The following is an 18,135-nucleotide window of genomic DNA, read 5'->3' as shown; positions in this document are numbered from 1 at the left end:
GCTCCTGCGGCCGCGATGGCGCGGCGGATGGAAAGGGACGCCCATTCTAGCAGCGTCGCACTCGCACGGCCGTGCTGCAGCCGGCGTTGCAGCATGTGGCGCGAGGACGTTGTGCCACGGTGCATGCGTGGTGGGAAATCGGAAACTGCACAAACCTGCGTGGCTGTGCCGTCAACCGGCGATGCAATGCGCGCGGCAGCGCAGGCGCGGCACTGCGCGCCGATATGTTTTCTGATTCGGCGACCCATGACGATCTGGCCCACCGCATGGAAGCGACGATCGGCACAGCGACTGATTTTCGATATATCCAGTTATTTCAACAACTTGATATTTACGCCGATACGCTGAAAGGCGTATTCATGCATCTGCCGAACCGCGGCATGTCGGCGTGCCGCGAATGTCGCTGCTGGCCCTGCCTGCCGAGGCACCCATCGATCACAACCGAGATTCTCCACGCGGCGCACCCTCACTGTTCCACCGCGCATGCAGGCATCGCGTTACTCCTCGGGTGCCCCTCGCGCCAGGCGCATGGCATGACAGATCCGACGCAATGCACCGGTGCGATCACCGGCACGGCGCGGATTGCTGGTGTCGGTGCCGGCCCCTTGCTCGCATCCACGCATGACCTGCAGCGTCGTTGCGCCGACGGATTGATCAGGATCAAGGCATCCATCGGGCAAAGCCCCAAGACTTCCTCCATCCTCTGCACACAACGAGAGTTTCCATGCGCATGCGCTCTACCCTTCTGCTCGCCGGCCTGGCCGCCACCTTCGCCAGCGTTCCCGCACTGGCTCAATCCAAAGGCGACTGGACCGTTGCCGTCGGTGCCCACCAGGTCGCCCCCAAGTCCGATAACGGCCGTCTGGTCGGCGGCACGCTGGAGGCGGACGTCGGCAAGGACATCAAGCCGACCTTCACCGCGGAATACTTCATCGCCGACAACCTGGGCATCGAAGTACTGGCTGCGCTGCCGTTCGAGCACGACATCGCGCTGCGCGGCGTGGGGCGTGTCGGCAGCACCAAGCATCTGCCGCCGGTGATTTCGCTGCAGTACCACTTCAACAGCCAGGGCAGGCTCTCGCCGTTCGTTGGCGCGGGCATCAACTACACCCGTTTCTTCAGTACCGACACGCGCGGCGCGCTGGCCGGCAGCGAGCTGGAACTGGACGATTCCTGGGGCCTGGCGCTGCACGCGGGCCTGGACTACAAGCTCAGTGACCGCGGCGCGCTGCGGGTGAACCTGCGCTGGATCGACATCGACACCGAAGCGCGCCTCGACGGCAACCGCATCGGCACGGTCAACATCGACCCGCTGGTCTACGGCGTGGCCTACGTGCACCGGTTCTGACCCAGCCAGCGTGCGCGATGCATCTCTGGCACACTTGGCGTCCAGGGACGTGAATCCACCGCCGGAGCTGCGGACAGGTTGGTCACGTCGACCGCCTGTCCGACCTATCCGGGGATTCCATGAGCATGCTGATCCGTACCGCCCTCGCCATCGCACTGGCCGCCTCGGCCGCGCCCGCCCTTGCACAATCGGCCGGCCACTGGACCACGGGCTACGGCGCCGGCTATGTCGCGCCCAAGTCCGACAGCGGCAGCTTCGGCGGCACGCGTGCGGAGATCAAGGGCGCACCGACGCTCTCGTTCACCTACGAATACTTCCTGCGCAACAATCTCGGCATCGAGGTGCATGCCGCGGTGTCGGGCAAGCACGATCTGCAGCTTGAAGGCGTCGGCAAGGTGGGCAGCTACTGGTCGGTGCCGCCGAGCGTGCTGTTGCAGTACCACATCAACGGCTACGGCACGGTGTCGCCGTTCGTAGGCGTCGGCATCAACTACACCACGTTTGTCGGTGAAGACGTCGATGACGCCTTCGGCAATGGCGATCTGCGCTTCGACGATTCGGTGGGTGCCACCGCGCATGTCGGTGTGGACTTCATCTTCAACGATCGCAGCGGCCTGCGTGTGGATGCGCGCTGGACCGATTCGCGCAGCAACGTCGACTTCAATGGCAGCCGGCTGGGCAAGGCGCGGATCGATCCATTGACCTACGGCGTGTCGTACCTGGTGTACTTCTGAGCATGCCGCAGACGCCACGCTGAGCCGAGGCTGTGCTTCGACAGGAAACGGCCATCAAACCGTCCCGGGCCGATGCGTACAATTGCCGGATGAAGACCTTCTCCCCTCGCATCATCGTTCTTGCCGCGACCGTTGTCGCGGCACTGCAACCCATCAGCGCCTTCGCCTGGGGGCCGCAAGGCCACCGTCTGGTGGCGCGCATTGCCGAGACCGAACTGAGCCCGCAGGCGCAAGCGCAGGTGGCGCAATTGCTCAAGGGCGAAGCCAATCCGACCTTGGCCGGTGTCGCCAGCTGGGCCGACGAGCTGCGCGAACACGACCCCGAGCTGGGCAAGCGCTCCGGGCCCTGGCATTACGTCAATCTTGGCGAACACGACTGTACGTATGCGCCGCCGCGCGACTGCCCGGACGGCAACTGCGTGATCGCCGCCCTCGACCGACAGACCGCGCTGCTTGCCGACCGCAGCCAGCCCCTGGAGGTGCGCCGGCAGGCCCTGAAGTTCGTGGTGCATTTTGTCGGCGACATCCATCAGCCGATGCATGCCGGCTACGCGCACGACAAGGGCGGCAATGAATTCCAGCTGCAGGTCGCTGGCAAGGGCAGCAACCTGCATGCGCTGTGGGACAGCGGCATGCTCAACGACCGTCATCTTGGTGACGATGCGTATCTGCAACGCCTGCTGGCGTTGCCGGCGACCGCTGCGACATCGTCGGTGCTGCCACCGCCGGCCGCGGCATGGGCGCAGGCTTCCTGCAAGATCGCAATCACGCCTGGCGTCTATCCAGACAAACATGTGTTGCCGGACGACTATATCGCGACCTATCGTCCGCTCGCCGAGACCCAATTGCGCGAGGCCGGCGACCGACTGGCCGCCGTGCTCAACGCGGCGCTGGCCGCGCCCTGAGATGGAGACGCCGATGCAGCCCGAGGTGCTTGCGTTCTTTCACGCCGACAGCAACACCTTCACCTATGTGGTCGCCGACGCGGCAACCGGGGCGGCAGCGGTGATCGACCCGGCGCTGGACTATGCGGCAGACACCGGCGAGGTCGGCACGCACGCCGCGCAAGCCATCGTCGATGCCATCGCCCAGCATGGCTGGCAGGTGCAGTGGCTGCTGGAAACCCATGCGCATGCCGATCACCTGTCTGCCGCGCAATGGCTGAAACGGCACTGGCCACAGGCGCGCATCGGCATCGGCGACGGCATCCGGGATGTGCAGCAGACGCTCGCGCCACGCTATGCGTTGCCGGATGACTTCTGTGCCGACGGCTCGCAGTTCGATCACCTGTTTGCCGATGACGAGCGCTTGGAACTCGGCAAGCTGCAGGTGCGTGTCATCGCGGTGCCTGGACATACCAGTGACAGCATCGCGTACCTGATCGGCGATGCGCTGTTCCCCGGTGATTCGTTGTTCATGCCGGACGCCGGCACTGCGCGCTGCGATTTCCCCGGTGGCGATGCACGGCAACTGTTCGCCTCGATACAGCGCATGTACGCGCTCCCCGAGGACACGCGCGTGTTCGTCTGCCACGACTACGGCCCGGGCGGCCGTGAGGTGGCGTACCAGACCAGTATCGGCGAGCAGCGGCGCAGCAATATCCACGTGCGCGATGGGGTGGAGATCGATGCATTCGTGGCGCAGCGTCAGGCACGCGATGCCACGCTGCCCGAGCCCAAGCTGATCCGGCCCGCATTGCAGGCCAATCTGCAGGCCGGCCGCTGTGGCGGAGTATCTGCGTAGCGTTGGTTGTGCTCGCTACGCGGGATGCATGGCACAGCCGCTATGATCGGCGCCTTATCCCGTTGGAGCTTCCCTATGCGCACGATCGGTTTCTGGCAGCGCGCGTTCTGCGTGCTGATGCTTGCCCTGCCCGCCCTGGCCATTGCGCAGACCGCGCCGGTGACGGTGTTTGCTGCAGCCAGCCTGAAGGAATCCATGGACGAGGCCGCGGCCGCTTACGAGAAGGCGACCGGCACGCCCGTGCGCGTCTCCTACGCTGCCAGCTCTGCACTGGCACGCCAGATCGAGCAAGGCGCACCGGCTGACGTATTCTTTTCGGCCGACCTGGAATGGATGGACTATCTGCAGCAGCGTGGCCTGGTCGTGCCGGCGCAGCGTCACAACCTGCTCGGCAATACCCTGGTACTGGTCGCTCCGGCCACCAGCAAGCTGCGCGTGGATCCGCGCCAGCCGGGCGCGATCGTCAAGGCGCTCGGCGACAGCGGCCGGCTGGCGGTCGGCCAGACCAACAGCGTGCCGGCCGGAAAGTATGCCGCCGCAGCGCTGCGCAAGCTCGGCCAGTGGGATGGCGTGAGCAATCGCCTGGCCGAGTCGGAAAGCGTGCGTGCCGCATTGATGCTGGTCTCGCGCGGCGAGGCGCCGCTGGGCATCGTGTACGGCTCGGATGCACGCGCCGAACCCAAGGTGCGCGTGGTCGCGACCTTCCCCGACGATAGCCACGATGCCATCGTGTATCCGGTTGCTGCATTGAAGAACAGCAGCAATGCCGGCACGACCGCGTTCGTGCAATGGCTGGGCAGCAAACCGGCCAAGGCGATCTTCGTCCGCCGTGGTTTTTCGCTGAAGGATTGAGGCGCACCGTTGTCGATGTTCACCCCGCAGGAGCTGACCGCGATCGGCCTGAGTCTCAAGGTCGCCATCGTTGCGGCCATCGCCAGCCTGCCACCGGGCATCGCCTGCGGCTGGCTGCTGGCGCGTCGGCGCTTTCCGGGCAAGGCGCTGCTGGATGCCTTGCTGCATCTGCCGCTGGTGATGCCGCCGGTGGTGACCGGCTACGCGCTGCTGGTGGTGCTGGGCACGCAGGGGCCGGTCGGTCGCTGGTTGCTGGAACATCTCGGCATCCAGTTCGCGTTCCGCTGGACCGGGGCAGCGCTGGCGTGCGCGGTGATGGGATTTCCGTTGATGGTGCGCGCGATCCGCTTGTCCATCGAAGCGACCGACCGTCGCCTGGAAGCGGCTGCCGCCACGCTTGGTGCGGGTCCGCTGCGGGTGTTCTTCAGCATCACCTTGCCGCTGGCCTGGCCGGGCCTGGTGGCCGGCATGGTGCTGGCGTTTGCCAAGGCCCTGGGCGAATTCGGTGCGACCATTACCTTCGTATCCAATATCCCTGGCGAAACCCAGACCCTGTCGTCGGCCATCTACGGGCTGATGCAGGTGCCGGGCATGGAATCGGGCGTGTGGCGACTGGCCGGCGTTGCGCTGGCGATCTCGCTGGCGGCGCTGCTGCTGTCCGAGTGGCTGGTGCGCAGACCGCATCCGCGCGAGGACAGCTGATGCTCGATATCGATCTGCAGCTGCAGCGCGGCAATTTTCAACGGCATCTCCATATCCAGGACCAGGCGCGCGTGGTGGCCCTGGTCGGGCCTTCCGGCGCGGGCAAGACCACGGTGCTCAATGCGATCGCCGGGCTGGTGCGGCCGCAGGCCGGGCATATCCGCATCGACGGGCGCTGCCTGTACGACGCCCGGCAAGGCGTCAACCTGCCCACGCACAAACGCAGGATCGGCTACGTGTTTCAGGATGCGCGGCTGTTTCCGCATCTGGATGTGCGTCGCAATCTGCGTTACGGCCGGCACGCCGGGGGCACGGCGCCATTCGGCTTCGACGACGTGGTGACGCTGCTGGGTATCGCGCCGTTGCTGCAACGCCGGCCGCGCAATCTGTCCGGGGGAGAGGCGCAGCGGGTGGCGATCGGCCGCGCCTTGTTGTCGCAACCGGCGATCCTGCTGTTCGACGAGCCCTTGTCGGCACTGGATCAGGCGCGCCGCGAAGAACTGATTCCCTACCTGCAACGCGTGCGCGACGAGATCCGCCTGCCGATGTTGTATGTCAGCCACAATCCCGATGAAGTACAGCGCATCGCAGATAGCGTGCATGTGCTGGAATGAGCGCATCGGCACAGTCCACCACCGCATCCAATCTACTGGTGTGTCCATGAAACAGTACCGAAAGCATGCATTCCCGGTGGAGCAGGCGCGCCGCTTCCTCGAACCCGGGCCGGTGGTACTGGTGAGCTCGGCCCACAAGGGCCAGCGCGACATCATGACCATGGGCTGGCATATGGTGCTGGAGTTTTCGCCCTCGCTGATCGCATGCTGCATCGCTCGCGGCAACCACAGCTTCGAACTGGTCCGGCGCAGCAAGCAATGCGTGATCAACCTGCCGACAGCCGAGCTGCTCGACACCGTGATCGGCATCGGCAACAGCAGCGGTGCACAGATCGACAAGTTCGACCACTTCGGACTGACTGCCGTCCCCGGCCAACGGGTCGCAGCGCCAGCCATCGCCGAGTGCTACGCCAGTTTCGAATGCCGCCTGCACGACGGCCGGCAGATCAACCGCCATGCCCTCTTTGTCTGGGAAGTGGTGAACGCGCAGGTGGCCAGGCGGCCTGCGCTTCCCAGGACGGTGCATTACCGCGGCGATGGCCGCTTCATGCTGTCCGGCGACGAAGTCTCGCGGCGGCGCCTGTTCGCACCCGACATGCTCTGATCGCAGCGATGTGCGCGTTCAATGCGCCGCCTTGCCGGTGCGCACGCTGACCTTGCCCTGCCACACTTCGAAGGTGAACGCGAACGACAGCGTCACCGGTACCGGTACCTGGCTGATGGCGCCGCTGCAATCGTCCAGCGCGGCCGGCTGCGCCACACCTGCGGCAAACGTGCACAGCGCGGCCGGAACGAACTGCCATTGCTGCACCGTGGTACGCACCGACTGCACCAGATCGGCGTTGTCCGGCAGCAGACCGGCCGCGCATTCGTCGCGATTGGACATGGGGTCGACGCGCTGTACCGCACCTTCAGCGGTCAGGATCACATGCGCGCACACAGTGGTCGGCGACAAACTCTGCCGTGGCGAATCGGCCGGCAGCACCGGCGCGTCGCTGCGCAGCGCGCGCGGCATCCGGAAGCGCTGCGCCGGCGCCAGTGTGTAAGGCTGGATGGAGCCGCCGCCGTCGCCGCCCGACTGCGCGCTCAGCATGCGCTGGTCCACCGAATCTTCGCGCTGGCTGCGCTGCTGTTCCTGCACGCCTTGCGTTGCACATGCGCCAAGCGACAGCGCCATGATTGCGGCGCAGATCGAATTAGGAACGACTGACAACATGTGGCGAGCAGTCGTCAGGTAGGCGTGGCCGGCGCGCAGGAACCGGACTGTAAGAGTGATATCTGCCGATTCCAGGCACCGGCCGCGCCTACCTGACAGTTGTGCTGCCGTCTGGCCGGTCGCTCTGAATCGCATCACGGCCCCTCCTGTATCGCGCAGCCCACTGAAGCACAACCGGCAAGGCGGCTGGACGCTGCCGGATCCGATAGCGCAGCGCCTGCATCCGCAACGGTTGACGTTTGCTCCGGCGCATCCAGTGCGAACTTCACCGGCACGCGTACCGTTGAAGCAATCGCCCTGCCATGTGCATAGGCAGGCTTCAGCCGCCACTGGCGCGCTGCCTCCAGCACGGCTTGATCGAACACGCCGGCCGGCGCGCTCCGCACGACAGCGATGTGCTGCGGTACGCCGCCAGGGTCGACCTCAATCTGCAGTTCGACAAAGCCCTCGATACCGCCGTCGAACGCGGCTGCCGGATACCTCGGCGGTTGCATCGTGGCGAAATCCACCGCATTGCCGGCCGCCAGCGTCGGTTGTGCCGCTAACACAATGCGCGCCGGCTGCAGGGCCCAGGCCGTGGTACTGATCGTCGCCGCGAGCAGCAGTACCATCGCCACGCGCCAGCGCGCCTGTCCGGCAGCTACTGGCGAAGCACGCAGCGCCGCGATCCGTTGCGTCAACGGATGCGATGCAGCCCAATGACAGGCGAGCGGCGTAAAGCCGGCACCAAGCTGGGTCTTGAGCATGGCGGTGGCGTAACTGCGGCGCTTGCCCGGATGTTGCGCCAGCACGGCCGCATCGCAGGCCAGTTCCTGATCCAGCCGGAACGCACGCCAGGCCAGATGCATCAGCGGGTTGAACCAGCCGATGCAGAGCATCAATGCCGCCAGCAGATTGGCATGCAGGTCGCCACGGCGCAGATGCAGGCGCTCGTGCGCCAAGATCAGGGCGCGCTCATCGACGTTGTAGCGCTCGCCGAAATCCGCCGGCACCACGATGCGCAGACGCCAGAGTCCCAACGATGCAGGAAGACCGACATCGCGCGTGGCCGACCAGAGCCGGTCGTCGAGCCGCTGCAACGGCCCCAGGCTGCGCATGAAACCCCGTTGCCGCATCCACAAACCGATCGCCATCACTACCGCGCCGCCCAGCCACGCTGCTACCAGCCATGTTGCCCACGCCTGACCTTCGCCATGCACGCCGGAGGGCGCTGGCATGGCAATCGGCGCCGGCAGTCCCGGCACTGTGATGCCGAAAGACGGGCCGGGCAACAAGGCCGCCACCAGGGCCAGCGGGACGCAGGGCCAGATCGCATACGCCGCGGCGGCACCCGACAACTGGCGCAATGGGCGACGCAGGAGCAGGCAGACCAGCAACGCAGCGGTGATGTACAGCGTTGCGCGCGACAACAGGACCCAGGCCTCAGGGTTCATCGTCCAACTCCTTGATCAGTTGTTTCAGTTCCGCGATATCGGACGCGCTGAGTTTTCCGCGCTCGCTGAAATGCGCCACCAGTGGCGCCACCCGCCCACCGAACAGGCGCTGCAGCAACCCCTCGCTCTGTTGCTGCACCCACTGCTCGCGCGCCAGCACCGGCGAATAGAGATAACGTCGCCCTTGTTTGACCGCGCGGATTGCGCCCTTGCCGAGCAGGCGGTTGAGCAAGGTCTTGACGGTGGGCTCGGCCCAGTCGCTGTGCCCTGCCAGCGCGGCGACCACGTCGTCTGCGCTGCGCGGCGCCGCATCCCAGAGCACCTGCATCACCACCGCTTCGGCGTCACTGATCGGCATGCGATTACATCCGTAATTTTTATCGATTACGCATGTAAAACTTACGTCTGTCAAGCCGTTCCCGCTTGCCTTGCAGGAAATACATGCATCGACCCGGCCTTGTCCGGCGATCCAGATACCTGCCCCACCATCGCCTCGGCTACCCTGCACCGATGACTGAACACCTCACCGACCTGCCCAGCGCAGTTGCGCACATCCTGCAACGTCTCGATGGCCCGCTGCGCGTCGGCGCGCCGTTGGGTATCGGCAAGCCGCACCGGTTGTTGAACGCCTTGTATGCGCAGCTCAAGCCCACGCCGTCGCGGCCGCTGGCCTTGTACACCGCGTTGTCGCTCAATCCGCCCAAGCCCGGCGCGGGACTGCAAGCGCGCTTTGCCGCACCCTTCCTTGCGCGCCATTTCGGTGCGGATTTCCCGCGTCTTGCCTACGTCGATGACATGTTGCGCGATGCGCTACCGGCGCATGTGCAGGTGGAAGAGTTCTACATGCAGTCCGGCGGGCTGCTGCACTCCACCCAGGCGCAGGCCGACTACACCAGTCTCAACTACACCCACGCTGCCGCAGCCGTGGCGCAACGCGCGCCGAACCTGATCGTGCAGAAGGTGGCACGCGAGCCCGGCGGCACCCGCTTGTCGTTGTCGTGCAACAACGACATCACCCAGGACACGCTGGATGCGGTGCAGGCACTGGGCCTGCCGCGCCCCATGCTGGTGGCGGAAGTCGACACGCAACTGCCGTGGATCGGCGGAACCGCGGCAGTGGAGGAAACCTTCTTCGACCTGGTGATCGACCTGCCAGGCCAGTCGCCGCGCCTGTTCGGGTTGCCCAGGCAACCGGTGAACACCGTCGACTACGCTATCGGTCTGTATGCCAGCGCGCTGGTCCGCGATGGCGGCACCTTGCAGATCGGCATTGGCACCCTGGCCGATGCGCTGAGCCATGCGCTGGTGTTGCGACATACCGACAACACGACTTATCGACGCGTGCTGCAGGCGCTGGACCCGGAACTGGAACAGCATCCTGCCGTGCGCGCCAGCGGTGGCCTGGCGCCGTTCCAGATTGGCCTGTACGGCTGCAGCGAAATGCTCAACGAAGGGTTCAAGCAGTTGGTGGACAGCGGTGTGATCCGCCGCAAGGTGCACGACGATCTGCCGCTGATGCAGCGCATCGCCGACAGCAGTGCCGACGCGGCCGATCATGCGCGCCTGGCACGCGAAGGCGAGTTTCTGCATGGCGCGTTCTATCTCGGCTCGCCGGACTTCTACCGATGGCTACGCGATCTGGATGCGGGCACGCGCGATGCCATCGGCATGCGCCGCATCAGCGAGATCAACCAGCTGTACGGCGGCAACGAAGCACTGGAGCGCCTGCAACGCCGCGATGCGCGCTTCTTCAACTCCTGCATGATGGCCACTGCACTCGGCGCGGCGGTGTCCGATGGGCTGGAAGACGGCCGTGTGGTTTCTGGTGTCGGCGGCCAATACAACTTCGTGGCGATGGCACATGCCTTGCCGCAGGCCCGCAGCGCGTTGATGCTGCGGGCCACGCGTGACGCCGGTGCACACGCAGCGAGCAATGTGCGCTGGAACTACGGGCACACCACCATCCCGCGCCATCTGCGCGATCTGTACATCACCGAGTACGGCATCGCCGACCTGCGCCACCAGACCGATCAGGACTGCGTACTGGCGATGGCCGGCATCTGCGATGCACGCTTCCAGAACGCATTGCTGGCGGCCGCCAAGGCATCGCGCAAGTTGCGTGGCGACCCTGCACTGCCCGCGCGTGCACAACGCAACACGCCGCAGGCGCTGGAACAGGCGCTGGCGCCGTTCCGTCGCGATGGCAGCCTGCCCGACTACCCACTCGGTAGCGACTTCACCGAGGTCGAGCAACGTGTGCTGCGTGCCCTGACCTGGCTCAAACGCGCGACTGCCGGCAACAGCGCGAAGCTGACGACCGTCTGGCGCGCACTGCTGTCACGCGATACCGGCGATGCAAGCCACGGCGCCTGTCTGCAACGGATGGCATTGGATGCGCCGCGCAGCATCGCCGAACACGTGCAGGCCCGGCTGCTGGCGTACGCCTTGCGGAAAACCGGAGTGCATTGAAACATCCGTACCGCAAGAAGCGATGCCGGGGTGCGCGAAGCGAACAACCCACGGGGTGCCGCAGTCTTTGGCCCGTTGTGATGACCGGCATGACCGCGCATGCCGCTCCTCGCCTCACCGATCTGCACTGCAAAGGCATGCATGTGCAGGATGGCCCAGCGCGGATCGGAGCCGGCAGCGAGCAAGCGCTTGCAAGGATTGCCGGGGCCGTGAAGCGCCTTTAGCGTTAGACGTTACCGCCAACCTCACGCTCAACACAGCGCAGTGGACAGCACACGCAGCGCGATCGACTGAGAAAGAACTTGCTGCAGCGCATCTACACCCTGCGCCGCCGCCCGGGTAGAAGCATCAGCAGCAGGCGATCGGCAACTGGGCGGCGACGAGATCGCAGATACCCACTCCCGACTCGTATCGCTACAGCATCCTCAGTCAGTCTCGGTGCAGCCATTTCACGCAGACCACGCAGGCGGCTCGGGCAAGGTGCGCGCATGTCTCCTCCGGACCTGCTCATGCCATCACGTATTTACGCTCGCGTTTGCTTGCTCTCCCTTGCCCTGGGCACCTCCCTGTCCGCACTGGCGCAAGCGCCGCTGCCCGCCGCCGCACCTGCGCCGGCACCTGCAGCAGCTCCCGCTGCGACGGTCGTGCCGACCGGCCCGCGTTCGGACCTGCATGCACAGGTGCTGCTGGATCGCGCGCATTTCTCGCCGGGGCAGATCGACGGCGAGCGTGGTTCCAATCAGAAGCGTGCGGTGTCGGGGTTTCAGGCAGCGCACAAGATCAAGGTGACCGGTGAGCTGGATGACGCCACCTGGCAGGCCTTGCAGGCCGACGCCACGCCGGCGTTGGTGCAGTACACGCTCACCGATGCCGATGTGGCCGGGCCGTTCCAGCCGATTCCGAAAGGACCGGCCGAACAAGCCAAGCTGACGTCGCTGGGCTATACCTCGGTGGACGAGGCGCTGGGCGAGCGTTTCCATGCCGATCCGGAACTGCTGCGCCAACTCAACCCCGGCGTGGATTTGAGCAATGCCGGCGGCGTGATCCAGGTACCGAACATCGACGGCGCCTCCCCCTTGGCCAAGCCGGCCAAGCTGGTGGTCGACAAGTCCGAGTCGACGCTGCGCCTGTTCGATGCCGACGGCAAGGTGTATGCGCAGTTCCCGGTCTCTTCCGGCAGCAAGCACGATCCGCTGCCGATCGGCCGCTGGAAGGTGCTGGGCGTGGCGCGCGACCCGGTGTTCAAGTACAACCCCAAGCTGTTCTGGGACGCCAAGAAGGGCGATCAGAAGGCCACCCTGCCCTCCGGCCCGAACAATCCGGTCGGACGCGTGTGGATCGATCTGTCCAAGCCGCATTACGGCCTGCACGGCACGCCGGAGCCGGGTCATGTCGGCAAGACCGAATCGCATGGTTGCGTGCGTCTGACCAACTGGGACGTGGTCAATCTGGCAGGCGTGGTCGGCCCATCCATGCCGGTGGTGATGCAGGAGTAAGCATGAAACTGCTGATGATGCTGGTGGTCGGTGTGTTGCTGGGTGCGGCCGGCTATTGGTGGCTGGAACGCCAGGCGCCGCAGGCAACGGTGGCCGCAGCGTCCAACGCTGCACCCGCTGTAACAGCGCAACCCGACGCGGCAGGGGCTGGAATGGCAGCCTCTTCCGCCGCTGCGCCGCCCATTGCCGCGTCGGCGCCATCCAGCCAGATGACGCCTGCTGCAGACACGCCAACCGCACCGGTATCCGCACCCTCTCCTGGGGCTGCAATTTCAGGCAGCGGCCTGCTGATTCCGGTACAAGGCATCGGCAGCGGCCAGCTGCAGGACACCTTTACCGACGCACGCAGCGAAGGCCGCGTACACGATGCCATCGACATCCTTGCACCGACCGGCACACCGGTGCTTGCAGTTGCAGATGGCACGGTCGAGAAACTGTTCAACAGCGAGCGCGGTGGCCTGACCGTGTACCAGTTCGACCCGAACGGGACGTACTGCTACTACTACGCCCACCTGGAGCGCTATGCCGACGGCCTGGTAGAAAAGCAGTCAATCAAGCGCGGCCAGATCATCGGCTACGTCGGCAGTACCGGCAATGCCGATCCTGCCGCACCGCATCTGCACTTCGAGATCCATCGCCTGGGGCCGGAAAAACAATGGTGGAAGGGCGAGGTCTTGAATCCTTACCCGGTATTGCATGGCGATCAAACCCTGCAGTGATGCACCGAGCAGCGATGCACGCACAGGCCTGCGCGTGATGCGCAGGCCTGTGCATTCAGATCAACATCCCGCCCGATACTTCGATGCGCTGCGCATTGATCCACCCCGTCCCCGGCGCGAGTAACGCGGCAACTACCGGCCCGATATCGTCCGGCAGTCCTGGGCGTCCCAGCGCCGTGACCGACGACACCATCGCATTGACCTGTGCGTTATCGCGCACGCTGCCGCCGTTGAAATCCGTTTCGATCGCACCCGGTGCCAGCGTGTTGGCACGAATGCCGCGCGCGCCAAGTTCCTTGGCCAGATAGCGGGTGAACACCTCCACCCCGCCTTTCATCATCGCGTAAGCCGATGCACCGGGCAGCGCGAAGCGTGCCAGGCCACTGGACACGTTGAGGATGCGTCCGCCGTCTGCGATCAGCGGCAGCAACGCCTGGGTCAGGAAATACGGCCCCTTGAGATGAATGTTGACCAGGGCGTCGAACTGCGCCGGCGTGGTGTCGGCGATGGCCGCATGCAGCCCGCTACCGGCGTTGTTGACCAGCGCATCGACATGCGTGCGGTCCCAACCGGCCAGCACCTGCTTCAACTGCGCGGCGAATGCCGCGAACGACTCGGCGTCGGCGACATCCAGCGGCAGGGAGTGCGCGCGGCGGCCGAGCGCGTGGATCTCAGCGACCACCGAGGCCGCCTGCTCTGCCTGGCTGCGATACGTCAGCACGATGTCGCTGCCGTCGGCAGCGAGCGCAAGCGCGGCGTTGCGGCCCAGGCCACGGCTGCCGCCAGTAATCAGGGTGATCGGTGTGGTGGTCGACATGGATGGACTCCGTTGTGTGGTGGGATGCGATTTGAAGCGATCAACACCGCTGGCGCGTGACCGCTGGGCGGGCCTAACAGTGCCTGCCGGTGCCAAGACTATTGCGCTTGCCGCGCCGCATAAATCGGTCCAACCTGATAGCACCGTTCAAGAACGTCGACCAATCGATGGACACCCTGCAATCGCTGCGCGCCTTCCTGCGCGTCGCCGAGCTCGGCAGCTTCACCCGCGCCGCCGAGACGCTGGGGCTGCCCAAAGCCAGCGTCTCTACCGCCGTGCAGCGACTCGAGGCTTCGCTGGGTACGCAGCTTTTGCATCGCACGACGCGTCGCGTACAACTCACCGGCGACGGCGCCGCGTTCTATCAGCGCAGCCGCGATCTGCTCGACGACATGGACGAGTTGCAGAGCATGTTTCAACGCGAACGCAGCCAGTTACGCGGGCGCTTGCGGGTGGACATGTCCTCCGGCATCGCGCGCAACTTCGTGATTCCCGCACTGCCCGGGTTCCTGGCACAGCACCCTCAGCTGGAAGTGGAGATCAGCGGCACCGACCGCCGCGTCGATGTGGTGCGCGAAGGCTTCGACTGCGTGTTGCGCGTGGGCACGCTCGAAGACACCAACCTGGTCGCGCGACCGCTCGGCGCGTTTCGCATCATCAATTGCGCCAGTGCCGACTACCTCGCACGACGGGGCAGGCCGCAGCGCCTGGACGATCTGGCACACCACGACCTGGTGCATTACGTGCCGACGCTGGGCCAGCGATCGCCCGGCTTCGAGTACCGCGACGGACACGCGTACCAGCTACTGCCCATGCACGGCCCGGTGACGGTCAACAACGGCGATGCCTATCTTGCTGCGGCATTGGCAGGCCTGGGCATCATCCAGGCGCCGGCCAGCCCGCTACGCCAGCACCTGGACAGCGGTGCCTTGATCGAGCTGCTGCCCGCCATCGCGCCGGAACCGATGCCGGTTACGCTGCTCTACGCGCAGCGTCGCCATCTGCCGCAACGCGTGCGAGCGTTCATGGACTGGGTTGCAGAGGTGATGGCGCCGCATCTGGAACCACTGTAGCCCGGGGCCGCCTCGATGCGACTGATGGCACGTCAGCACGCATGCGTACGCAGGAAGTGTCTCTATCGCTTGGCGCCATTGGCGGGAGGCATCTGCTTGCGCGCCACGTCGACACCACTCAAGCAAAGCGATACCAGCACGCAGCTACGGCATTGCGGTAAGCGCAGCAGATCTACGCTCTGCCCCGCGGATGCAGACACAAAAAAACAGGCACCTGTTGCAAGGTGCCTGTGCATGTAGCGGCAACAGACCGGGCGCTGAAATCGCGCCCAGCCCGGTCTGCGATCAGAACGTGTAGTTGAAGGTCAGCATGCCGTTGCGCGATGCGCCCCACGCGCCATAGCCACCATTGAACTGCGAGTAGTAGCGCTTGTCGAGCAGGTTGTCGACATTGAGCTGCACCGAGAACTGCGGCGACAACCGATAGCGCGCAAACGCGCTGACCAGTGCGTAAGCGCTCTGCTGAAAGGCGCCGTAGACCGGGTCCACATAGTACGAGCGGTTCTGCCAGTTGACGCCACCACCCACGGTCAGATCGCTCCACGCGCCTTGCGGGGTGTAGCTGTTGAACAGTTTGAGGGTGGTGCGCGGCAGATGCGTATTGATCGAGGAGCCGTTGTCATCGCGGGCAGTGTAATGCGAAGCGCCGAAGGTGGTGCTCCAGCTCTCGGTCACCCGCCCGGACACCTCGAAATCGAAGCCTTCGCTGACCACGCCGCTGGCGGCCTCATACGCCGACTCGGTGCTACCGGGGACGAAGCCGCCGGTGGCCACGCCCAGGTTGTCCTGCTCGATGCGGAACACCGCAAGCGAGGCGTTGAGCCTGTCGTCGAACCAAGCTGCCTTGACGCCGGCTTCGTAGCCCTTGCCGCTCAACGGATCCAGGTAGCCGCCATTGGCATCGCGCAGGGTCTGCGGGTTGAAGATTTCGGTGTAGCTGGCGTATGCCGACCACACGTCGTTGATGTCGTAGACCAGACCGGCGTACGGCGTGACTTCGTTCTGGGTGTCAGAAAACGGCAGCAATTGCTGCGTGGTGAAGTCTAGGTTGCGGCCGTCGATCTGCCAGTCGGTATAGCGTGCGCCCACCAGCAGCGTCAGCGGCTCGGCCAGCGAGAAACGCGCAGCCACATAAGCGGCCTTCTGCTTGATCGTGCCGTCGCTCTGCACCAGCAGCGGACTCCAGTTGGGCTCCGGATACGCGCCGTTCCAGCCGAGGTAGCTATCCAGCGGCGCCGGGAAATCGAAGGTGCCGTTATTGACGTACTCGCGGCGGTTGTAGCTGGCGCCGGCGACCAAATGATGCTCGCGGCCAAACAGCTGGAACGGGCCTTCCGCATAGACGTCGGCGCCATCGGCCTTGCGCTCGGTCTGGTAGTTGCCCGAATACGGCACCACGCCACCACCGGTGGTGCGATCGAGTCCGAAGATCGTGTAGTACGGATAGAACAGGTGATTGGCCGCTTCGGTCTTCTCGTGGCTCAGATTGGCCTTGAGATTCCAACCGTTGTCGAAACTCTGCTGCAGGCTGGCGAAGGTGCGCTGCAGGCGCGTGTCCCAGAAGGTCCAGTCGGCCGCCGGATTGAACGAACGGTCATAGTTCGTACGGGTACCATCGCTGAAGAACAGAGGGAAGCCGCCCCAGGTGACGTCGTTCGATTCCTTCTTCTGGTACTCGTAACCCACGCTCAGCAAGGTGCTGTCGGTGAGGTCGGCATCGATGATCGCCGAGCCGATCTTCTTGCGCAGGCCGTAGCGGTCCATGTCCGATTCGCCATCCTGGTAGACGCCGATCACGCGCGCACGGACGGTACCTTCGGGGCTCAGCGGCACGGTGACATCGGCCACGCTGCGGGTTTTGTTGAAATCGCCACCGCCCACCGACACGGTGCCGGTGAAGTCGCGGCTGAGCGCATGCTTGCGCACCAGGTTGATCGAGGCCGACGGATTGCCCGAGCCGGTCAGCAGACCGGTGGCGCCACGCACCACTTCGACACGGTCGTACAGCGCCACGTCCAGCGCCGAATCGCCATAGCTCCAGGCCTGCTCCATGTAAGCCGGGATGCCGTCGAACTGGTAGTTGTCGATGTAGAAACCGCGTGCGAAGAATTCCAGCCGCTCGCTGTCGCTCTGCGCCACCGAGATGCCGGTGACGTTGTTGAGCACGTCGGTGATGCTCTGCAGGTTCTGGTCGTCCATGCGGTCGCGGGTGATCACGGTGACCGATTGCGGAATCTCCCGCAACGACAGGTCCATGCGCGTGCCGGCGGTGGTCTTCTCCACCGTATAGCCCTTGGCCTGTTCGCCCTGCACGATCAACCGGTCCAGGGTGGTGACCTGGGCATCGGCGGCGGCCACGGGCGTCTCGGCCAGCACCTGGCCGGCGGCCATGGTGCACAGCGCGGCACACAGCGCACGCGGCAGGACATGGCGACGCGCGCCCACGGAAGCAAGACGCAATTCGGTACTACGGATCATCGGAGACTCCAACGCAGACGGATCAGACCACGCGCTGCGAAGACGCCGCGCCGGCAACAAGGGGAGGAAGCGTGTGCCTTACCACCGGCAGCGCACCATTTTAATGGGAATGATTCACATTTTAAATAGTGGATTGACAAATTTTTAGCATCCGTTCAATCCAGGCGAACGCTACAGACATGCCGCCGCATGCTGCCGGCGGGCGCATTGGGTAGCCGGCGTATCGAGAGGATCAGCCCGGTTTAACCTAACCGCCGCAGGGCTTGGCGCACCACACGGCCGCGCCAGTTGCTGACCAGGATCCGTGCATCGGCGCTGCTCAACGACGCGCACTGACACGTGCAATGCCCCCGTTGCACGGCGCCGCATCGCGCAGCGCGCACGAGGTCCCACAAAAAAAGCCGGCTTTCGCCGGCTTTTTCTTCCAGGTAACGCGTCAGG

Annotated in this window: 17 protein-coding genes and 1 other RNA gene; 12 read left to right on the top strand and 6 right to left on the bottom strand. The window is 65.2% G+C overall.

Annotation, left to right across the window (positions count from 1 at the left end):
- Window positions 1-724: 724 nt before the first annotated feature.
- From FHT09_RS02615 to FHT09_RS02580, 8 genes are all read left to right on the top strand, one after another.
- Window positions 725-1,348 carry an OmpW family outer membrane protein gene (locus tag FHT09_RS02615; protein WP_104604993.1) on the top strand — a complete coding sequence of 208 codons (624 nt, stop codon included), beginning with the start codon at window positions 725-727 and terminating at the stop codon, window positions 1,346-1,348.
- 119 nt (window positions 1,349-1,467) lie between these two features.
- Window positions 1,468-2,082 carry an OmpW family outer membrane protein gene (locus FHT09_RS02610; RefSeq protein WP_104536166.1) on the top strand — a complete coding sequence of 205 codons (615 nt, stop codon included), beginning with the start codon at window positions 1,468-1,470 and terminating at the stop codon, window positions 2,080-2,082.
- A gap of 89 nt (window positions 2,083-2,171) precedes the next feature.
- Window positions 2,172-2,987, top strand: a complete 816-nt coding sequence (locus FHT09_RS02605; RefSeq protein ID WP_104604995.1) for a S1/P1 nuclease — start codon at window positions 2,172-2,174, stop codon at window positions 2,985-2,987.
- A gap of 13 nt (window positions 2,988-3,000) precedes the next feature.
- Window positions 3,001-3,825: an MBL fold metallo-hydrolase gene (locus tag FHT09_RS02600; RefSeq protein ID WP_104536726.1), complete on the top strand. Its 825-nt coding sequence runs from the start codon at window positions 3,001-3,003 to the stop codon at window positions 3,823-3,825.
- A gap of 75 nt (window positions 3,826-3,900) precedes the next feature.
- Window positions 3,901-4,677, top strand: coding sequence for a molybdate ABC transporter substrate-binding protein (modA, locus tag FHT09_RS02595; RefSeq protein WP_104536168.1), 777 nt, complete (start codon window positions 3,901-3,903; stop codon window positions 4,675-4,677).
- A gap of 15 nt (window positions 4,678-4,692) precedes the next feature.
- Window positions 4,693-5,379 (top strand): molybdate ABC transporter permease subunit, encoded by a 687-nt coding sequence (gene modB / locus FHT09_RS02590; protein WP_181126213.1) that lies wholly within the window; start codon window positions 4,693-4,695, stop codon window positions 5,377-5,379.
- A complete protein-coding gene (gene modC, locus FHT09_RS02585) occupies window positions 5,379-5,993 on the top strand; it encodes a molybdenum ABC transporter ATP-binding protein (protein ID WP_104536170.1) in 615 nt (204 codons plus the stop codon). The genes modB and modC overlap by 1 nt, the downstream gene beginning before the upstream one ends.
- A 46-nt stretch (window positions 5,994-6,039) precedes the next feature.
- The gene (locus FHT09_RS02580; RefSeq protein WP_104536171.1) at window positions 6,040-6,597 is read left to right on the top strand and encodes a flavin reductase family protein; all 558 of its coding nucleotides are present in this window, start codon (window positions 6,040-6,042) and stop codon (window positions 6,595-6,597) included.
- Window positions 6,598-6,615: 18 nt separating this feature from the next.
- Here FHT09_RS02580 and FHT09_RS02575 read toward each other — a convergent pair whose 3' ends face one another.
- The 4 genes from FHT09_RS02575 to FHT09_RS02560 all read right to left on the bottom strand — a co-directional run bounded on the left by FHT09_RS02575 (window position 6,616) and on the right by FHT09_RS02560 (window position 9,000).
- Window positions 6,616-7,170 (bottom strand): hypothetical protein, encoded by a 555-nt coding sequence (locus FHT09_RS02575; protein ID WP_258077173.1) that lies wholly within the window; start codon window positions 7,168-7,170, stop codon window positions 6,616-6,618.
- A 27-nt stretch (window positions 7,171-7,197) separates the two neighbouring features.
- Window positions 7,198-7,273, bottom strand: a non-coding RNA gene (locus FHT09_RS02570) — sX9 sRNA.
- Between the two features lie 70 nt (window positions 7,274-7,343).
- Window positions 7,344-8,642 (bottom strand): TonB family protein, encoded by a 1,299-nt coding sequence (locus FHT09_RS02565; protein ID WP_104604999.1) that lies wholly within the window; start codon window positions 8,640-8,642, stop codon window positions 7,344-7,346.
- Complete coding sequence (locus FHT09_RS02560) at window positions 8,632-9,000, bottom strand: BlaI/MecI/CopY family transcriptional regulator (protein WP_104536174.1); 369 nt, start codon at window positions 8,998-9,000, stop codon at window positions 8,632-8,634. Before FHT09_RS02560 ends, FHT09_RS02565 begins: the two co-directional genes overlap by 11 nt.
- A gap of 152 nt (window positions 9,001-9,152) precedes the next feature.
- On the opposite strand from FHT09_RS02560, the gene FHT09_RS02555 reads away from it, so the two are divergent.
- From FHT09_RS02555 to FHT09_RS02545, 3 genes are all read left to right on the top strand, one after another.
- On the top strand, window positions 9,153-11,111 hold the full coding sequence (locus FHT09_RS02555) for an acetyl-CoA hydrolase/transferase C-terminal domain-containing protein (RefSeq protein WP_104605001.1): 1,959 nt from the start codon (window positions 9,153-9,155) through the stop codon (window positions 11,109-11,111).
- A gap of 566 nt (window positions 11,112-11,677) precedes the next feature.
- Window positions 11,678-12,607 (top strand): L,D-transpeptidase, encoded by a 930-nt coding sequence (locus FHT09_RS02550; RefSeq protein ID WP_181141242.1) that lies wholly within the window; start codon window positions 11,678-11,680, stop codon window positions 12,605-12,607.
- A gap of 2 nt (window positions 12,608-12,609) precedes the next feature.
- Entirely contained in the window at window positions 12,610-13,326 is a 717-nt protein-coding gene (locus tag FHT09_RS02545) for a M23 family metallopeptidase (protein ID WP_104605005.1), read from the top strand.
- Window positions 13,327-13,381: 55 nt separating this feature from the next.
- Here FHT09_RS02545 and FHT09_RS02540 read toward each other — a convergent pair whose 3' ends face one another.
- The gene (locus tag FHT09_RS02540; RefSeq protein WP_104605007.1) at window positions 13,382-14,143 is read right to left on the bottom strand and encodes an SDR family oxidoreductase; all 762 of its coding nucleotides are present in this window, start codon (window positions 14,141-14,143) and stop codon (window positions 13,382-13,384) included.
- A gap of 101 nt (window positions 14,144-14,244) precedes the next feature.
- On the opposite strand from FHT09_RS02540, the gene FHT09_RS02535 reads away from it, so the two are divergent.
- Entirely contained in the window at window positions 14,245-15,216 is a 972-nt protein-coding gene (locus FHT09_RS02535) for a LysR family transcriptional regulator (RefSeq protein WP_181141243.1), read from the top strand.
- 285 nt (window positions 15,217-15,501) lie between these two features.
- Here the strand turns inward: FHT09_RS02535 and fhuE are convergent, their stop codons facing one another.
- Window positions 15,502-17,694 (bottom strand): ferric-rhodotorulic acid/ferric-coprogen receptor FhuE, encoded by a 2,193-nt coding sequence (gene fhuE, locus FHT09_RS02530; RefSeq protein WP_104605011.1) that lies wholly within the window; start codon window positions 17,692-17,694, stop codon window positions 15,502-15,504.
- Window positions 17,695-18,135 lie beyond the last annotated feature (441 nt).

It is taken from the genome of Xanthomonas sp. CFBP 8152, assembly GCF_014199025.1.
GTDB classification, from domain to species: domain Bacteria; phylum Pseudomonadota; class Gammaproteobacteria; order Xanthomonadales; family Xanthomonadaceae; genus Xanthomonas; species Xanthomonas arboricola_B.
Note: the sequence above shows the minus strand (reverse complement) of the source record. Positions and strands in the feature narration are given on the sequence as shown.

What these genes read in the sequence shown, in the direction of transcription:
- FHT09_RS02615 (WP_104604993.1), top strand. Translation starts at nt 725, where the DNA reads ATGCGCATGCGCTCTACCCTTCTGCTCGCCGGCCTGGCCGCCACCTTC.
- FHT09_RS02610 (WP_104536166.1), top strand. Translation starts at nt 1,468, where the DNA reads ATGAGCATGCTGATCCGTACCGCCCTCGCCATCGCACTGGCCGCCTCG.
- FHT09_RS02605 (WP_104604995.1), top strand. Translation starts at nt 2,172, where the DNA reads ATGAAGACCTTCTCCCCTCGCATCATCGTTCTTGCCGCGACCGTTGTC.
- FHT09_RS02600 (WP_104536726.1), top strand. Translation starts at nt 3,001, where the DNA reads ATGCAGCCCGAGGTGCTTGCGTTCTTTCACGCCGACAGCAACACCTTC.
- modA (WP_104536168.1), top strand. Translation starts at nt 3,901, where the DNA reads ATGCGCACGATCGGTTTCTGGCAGCGCGCGTTCTGCGTGCTGATGCTT.
- modB (WP_181126213.1), top strand. Translation starts at nt 4,693, where the DNA reads ATGTTCACCCCGCAGGAGCTGACCGCGATCGGCCTGAGTCTCAAGGTC.
- modC (WP_104536170.1), top strand. Translation starts at nt 5,379, where the DNA reads ATGCTCGATATCGATCTGCAGCTGCAGCGCGGCAATTTTCAACGGCAT.
- FHT09_RS02580 (WP_104536171.1), top strand. Translation starts at nt 6,040, where the DNA reads ATGAAACAGTACCGAAAGCATGCATTCCCGGTGGAGCAGGCGCGCCGC.
- FHT09_RS02575 (WP_258077173.1), bottom strand. Translation starts at nt 7,170, where the DNA reads ATGGCGCTGTCGCTTGGCGCATGTGCAACGCAAGGCGTGCAGGAACAG.
- FHT09_RS02565 (WP_104604999.1), bottom strand. Translation starts at nt 8,642, where the DNA reads ATGAACCCTGAGGCCTGGGTCCTGTTGTCGCGCGCAACGCTGTACATC.
- FHT09_RS02560 (WP_104536174.1), bottom strand. Translation starts at nt 9,000, where the DNA reads ATGCCGATCAGTGACGCCGAAGCGGTGGTGATGCAGGTGCTCTGGGAT.
- FHT09_RS02555 (WP_104605001.1), top strand. Translation starts at nt 9,153, where the DNA reads ATGACTGAACACCTCACCGACCTGCCCAGCGCAGTTGCGCACATCCTG.
- FHT09_RS02545 (WP_104605005.1), top strand. Translation starts at nt 12,610, where the DNA reads ATGAAACTGCTGATGATGCTGGTGGTCGGTGTGTTGCTGGGTGCGGCC.
- FHT09_RS02540 (WP_104605007.1), bottom strand. Translation starts at nt 14,143, where the DNA reads ATGTCGACCACCACACCGATCACCCTGATTACTGGCGGCAGCCGTGGC.
- fhuE (WP_104605011.1), bottom strand. Translation starts at nt 17,694, where the DNA reads ATGATCCGTAGTACCGAATTGCGTCTTGCTTCCGTGGGCGCGCGTCGC.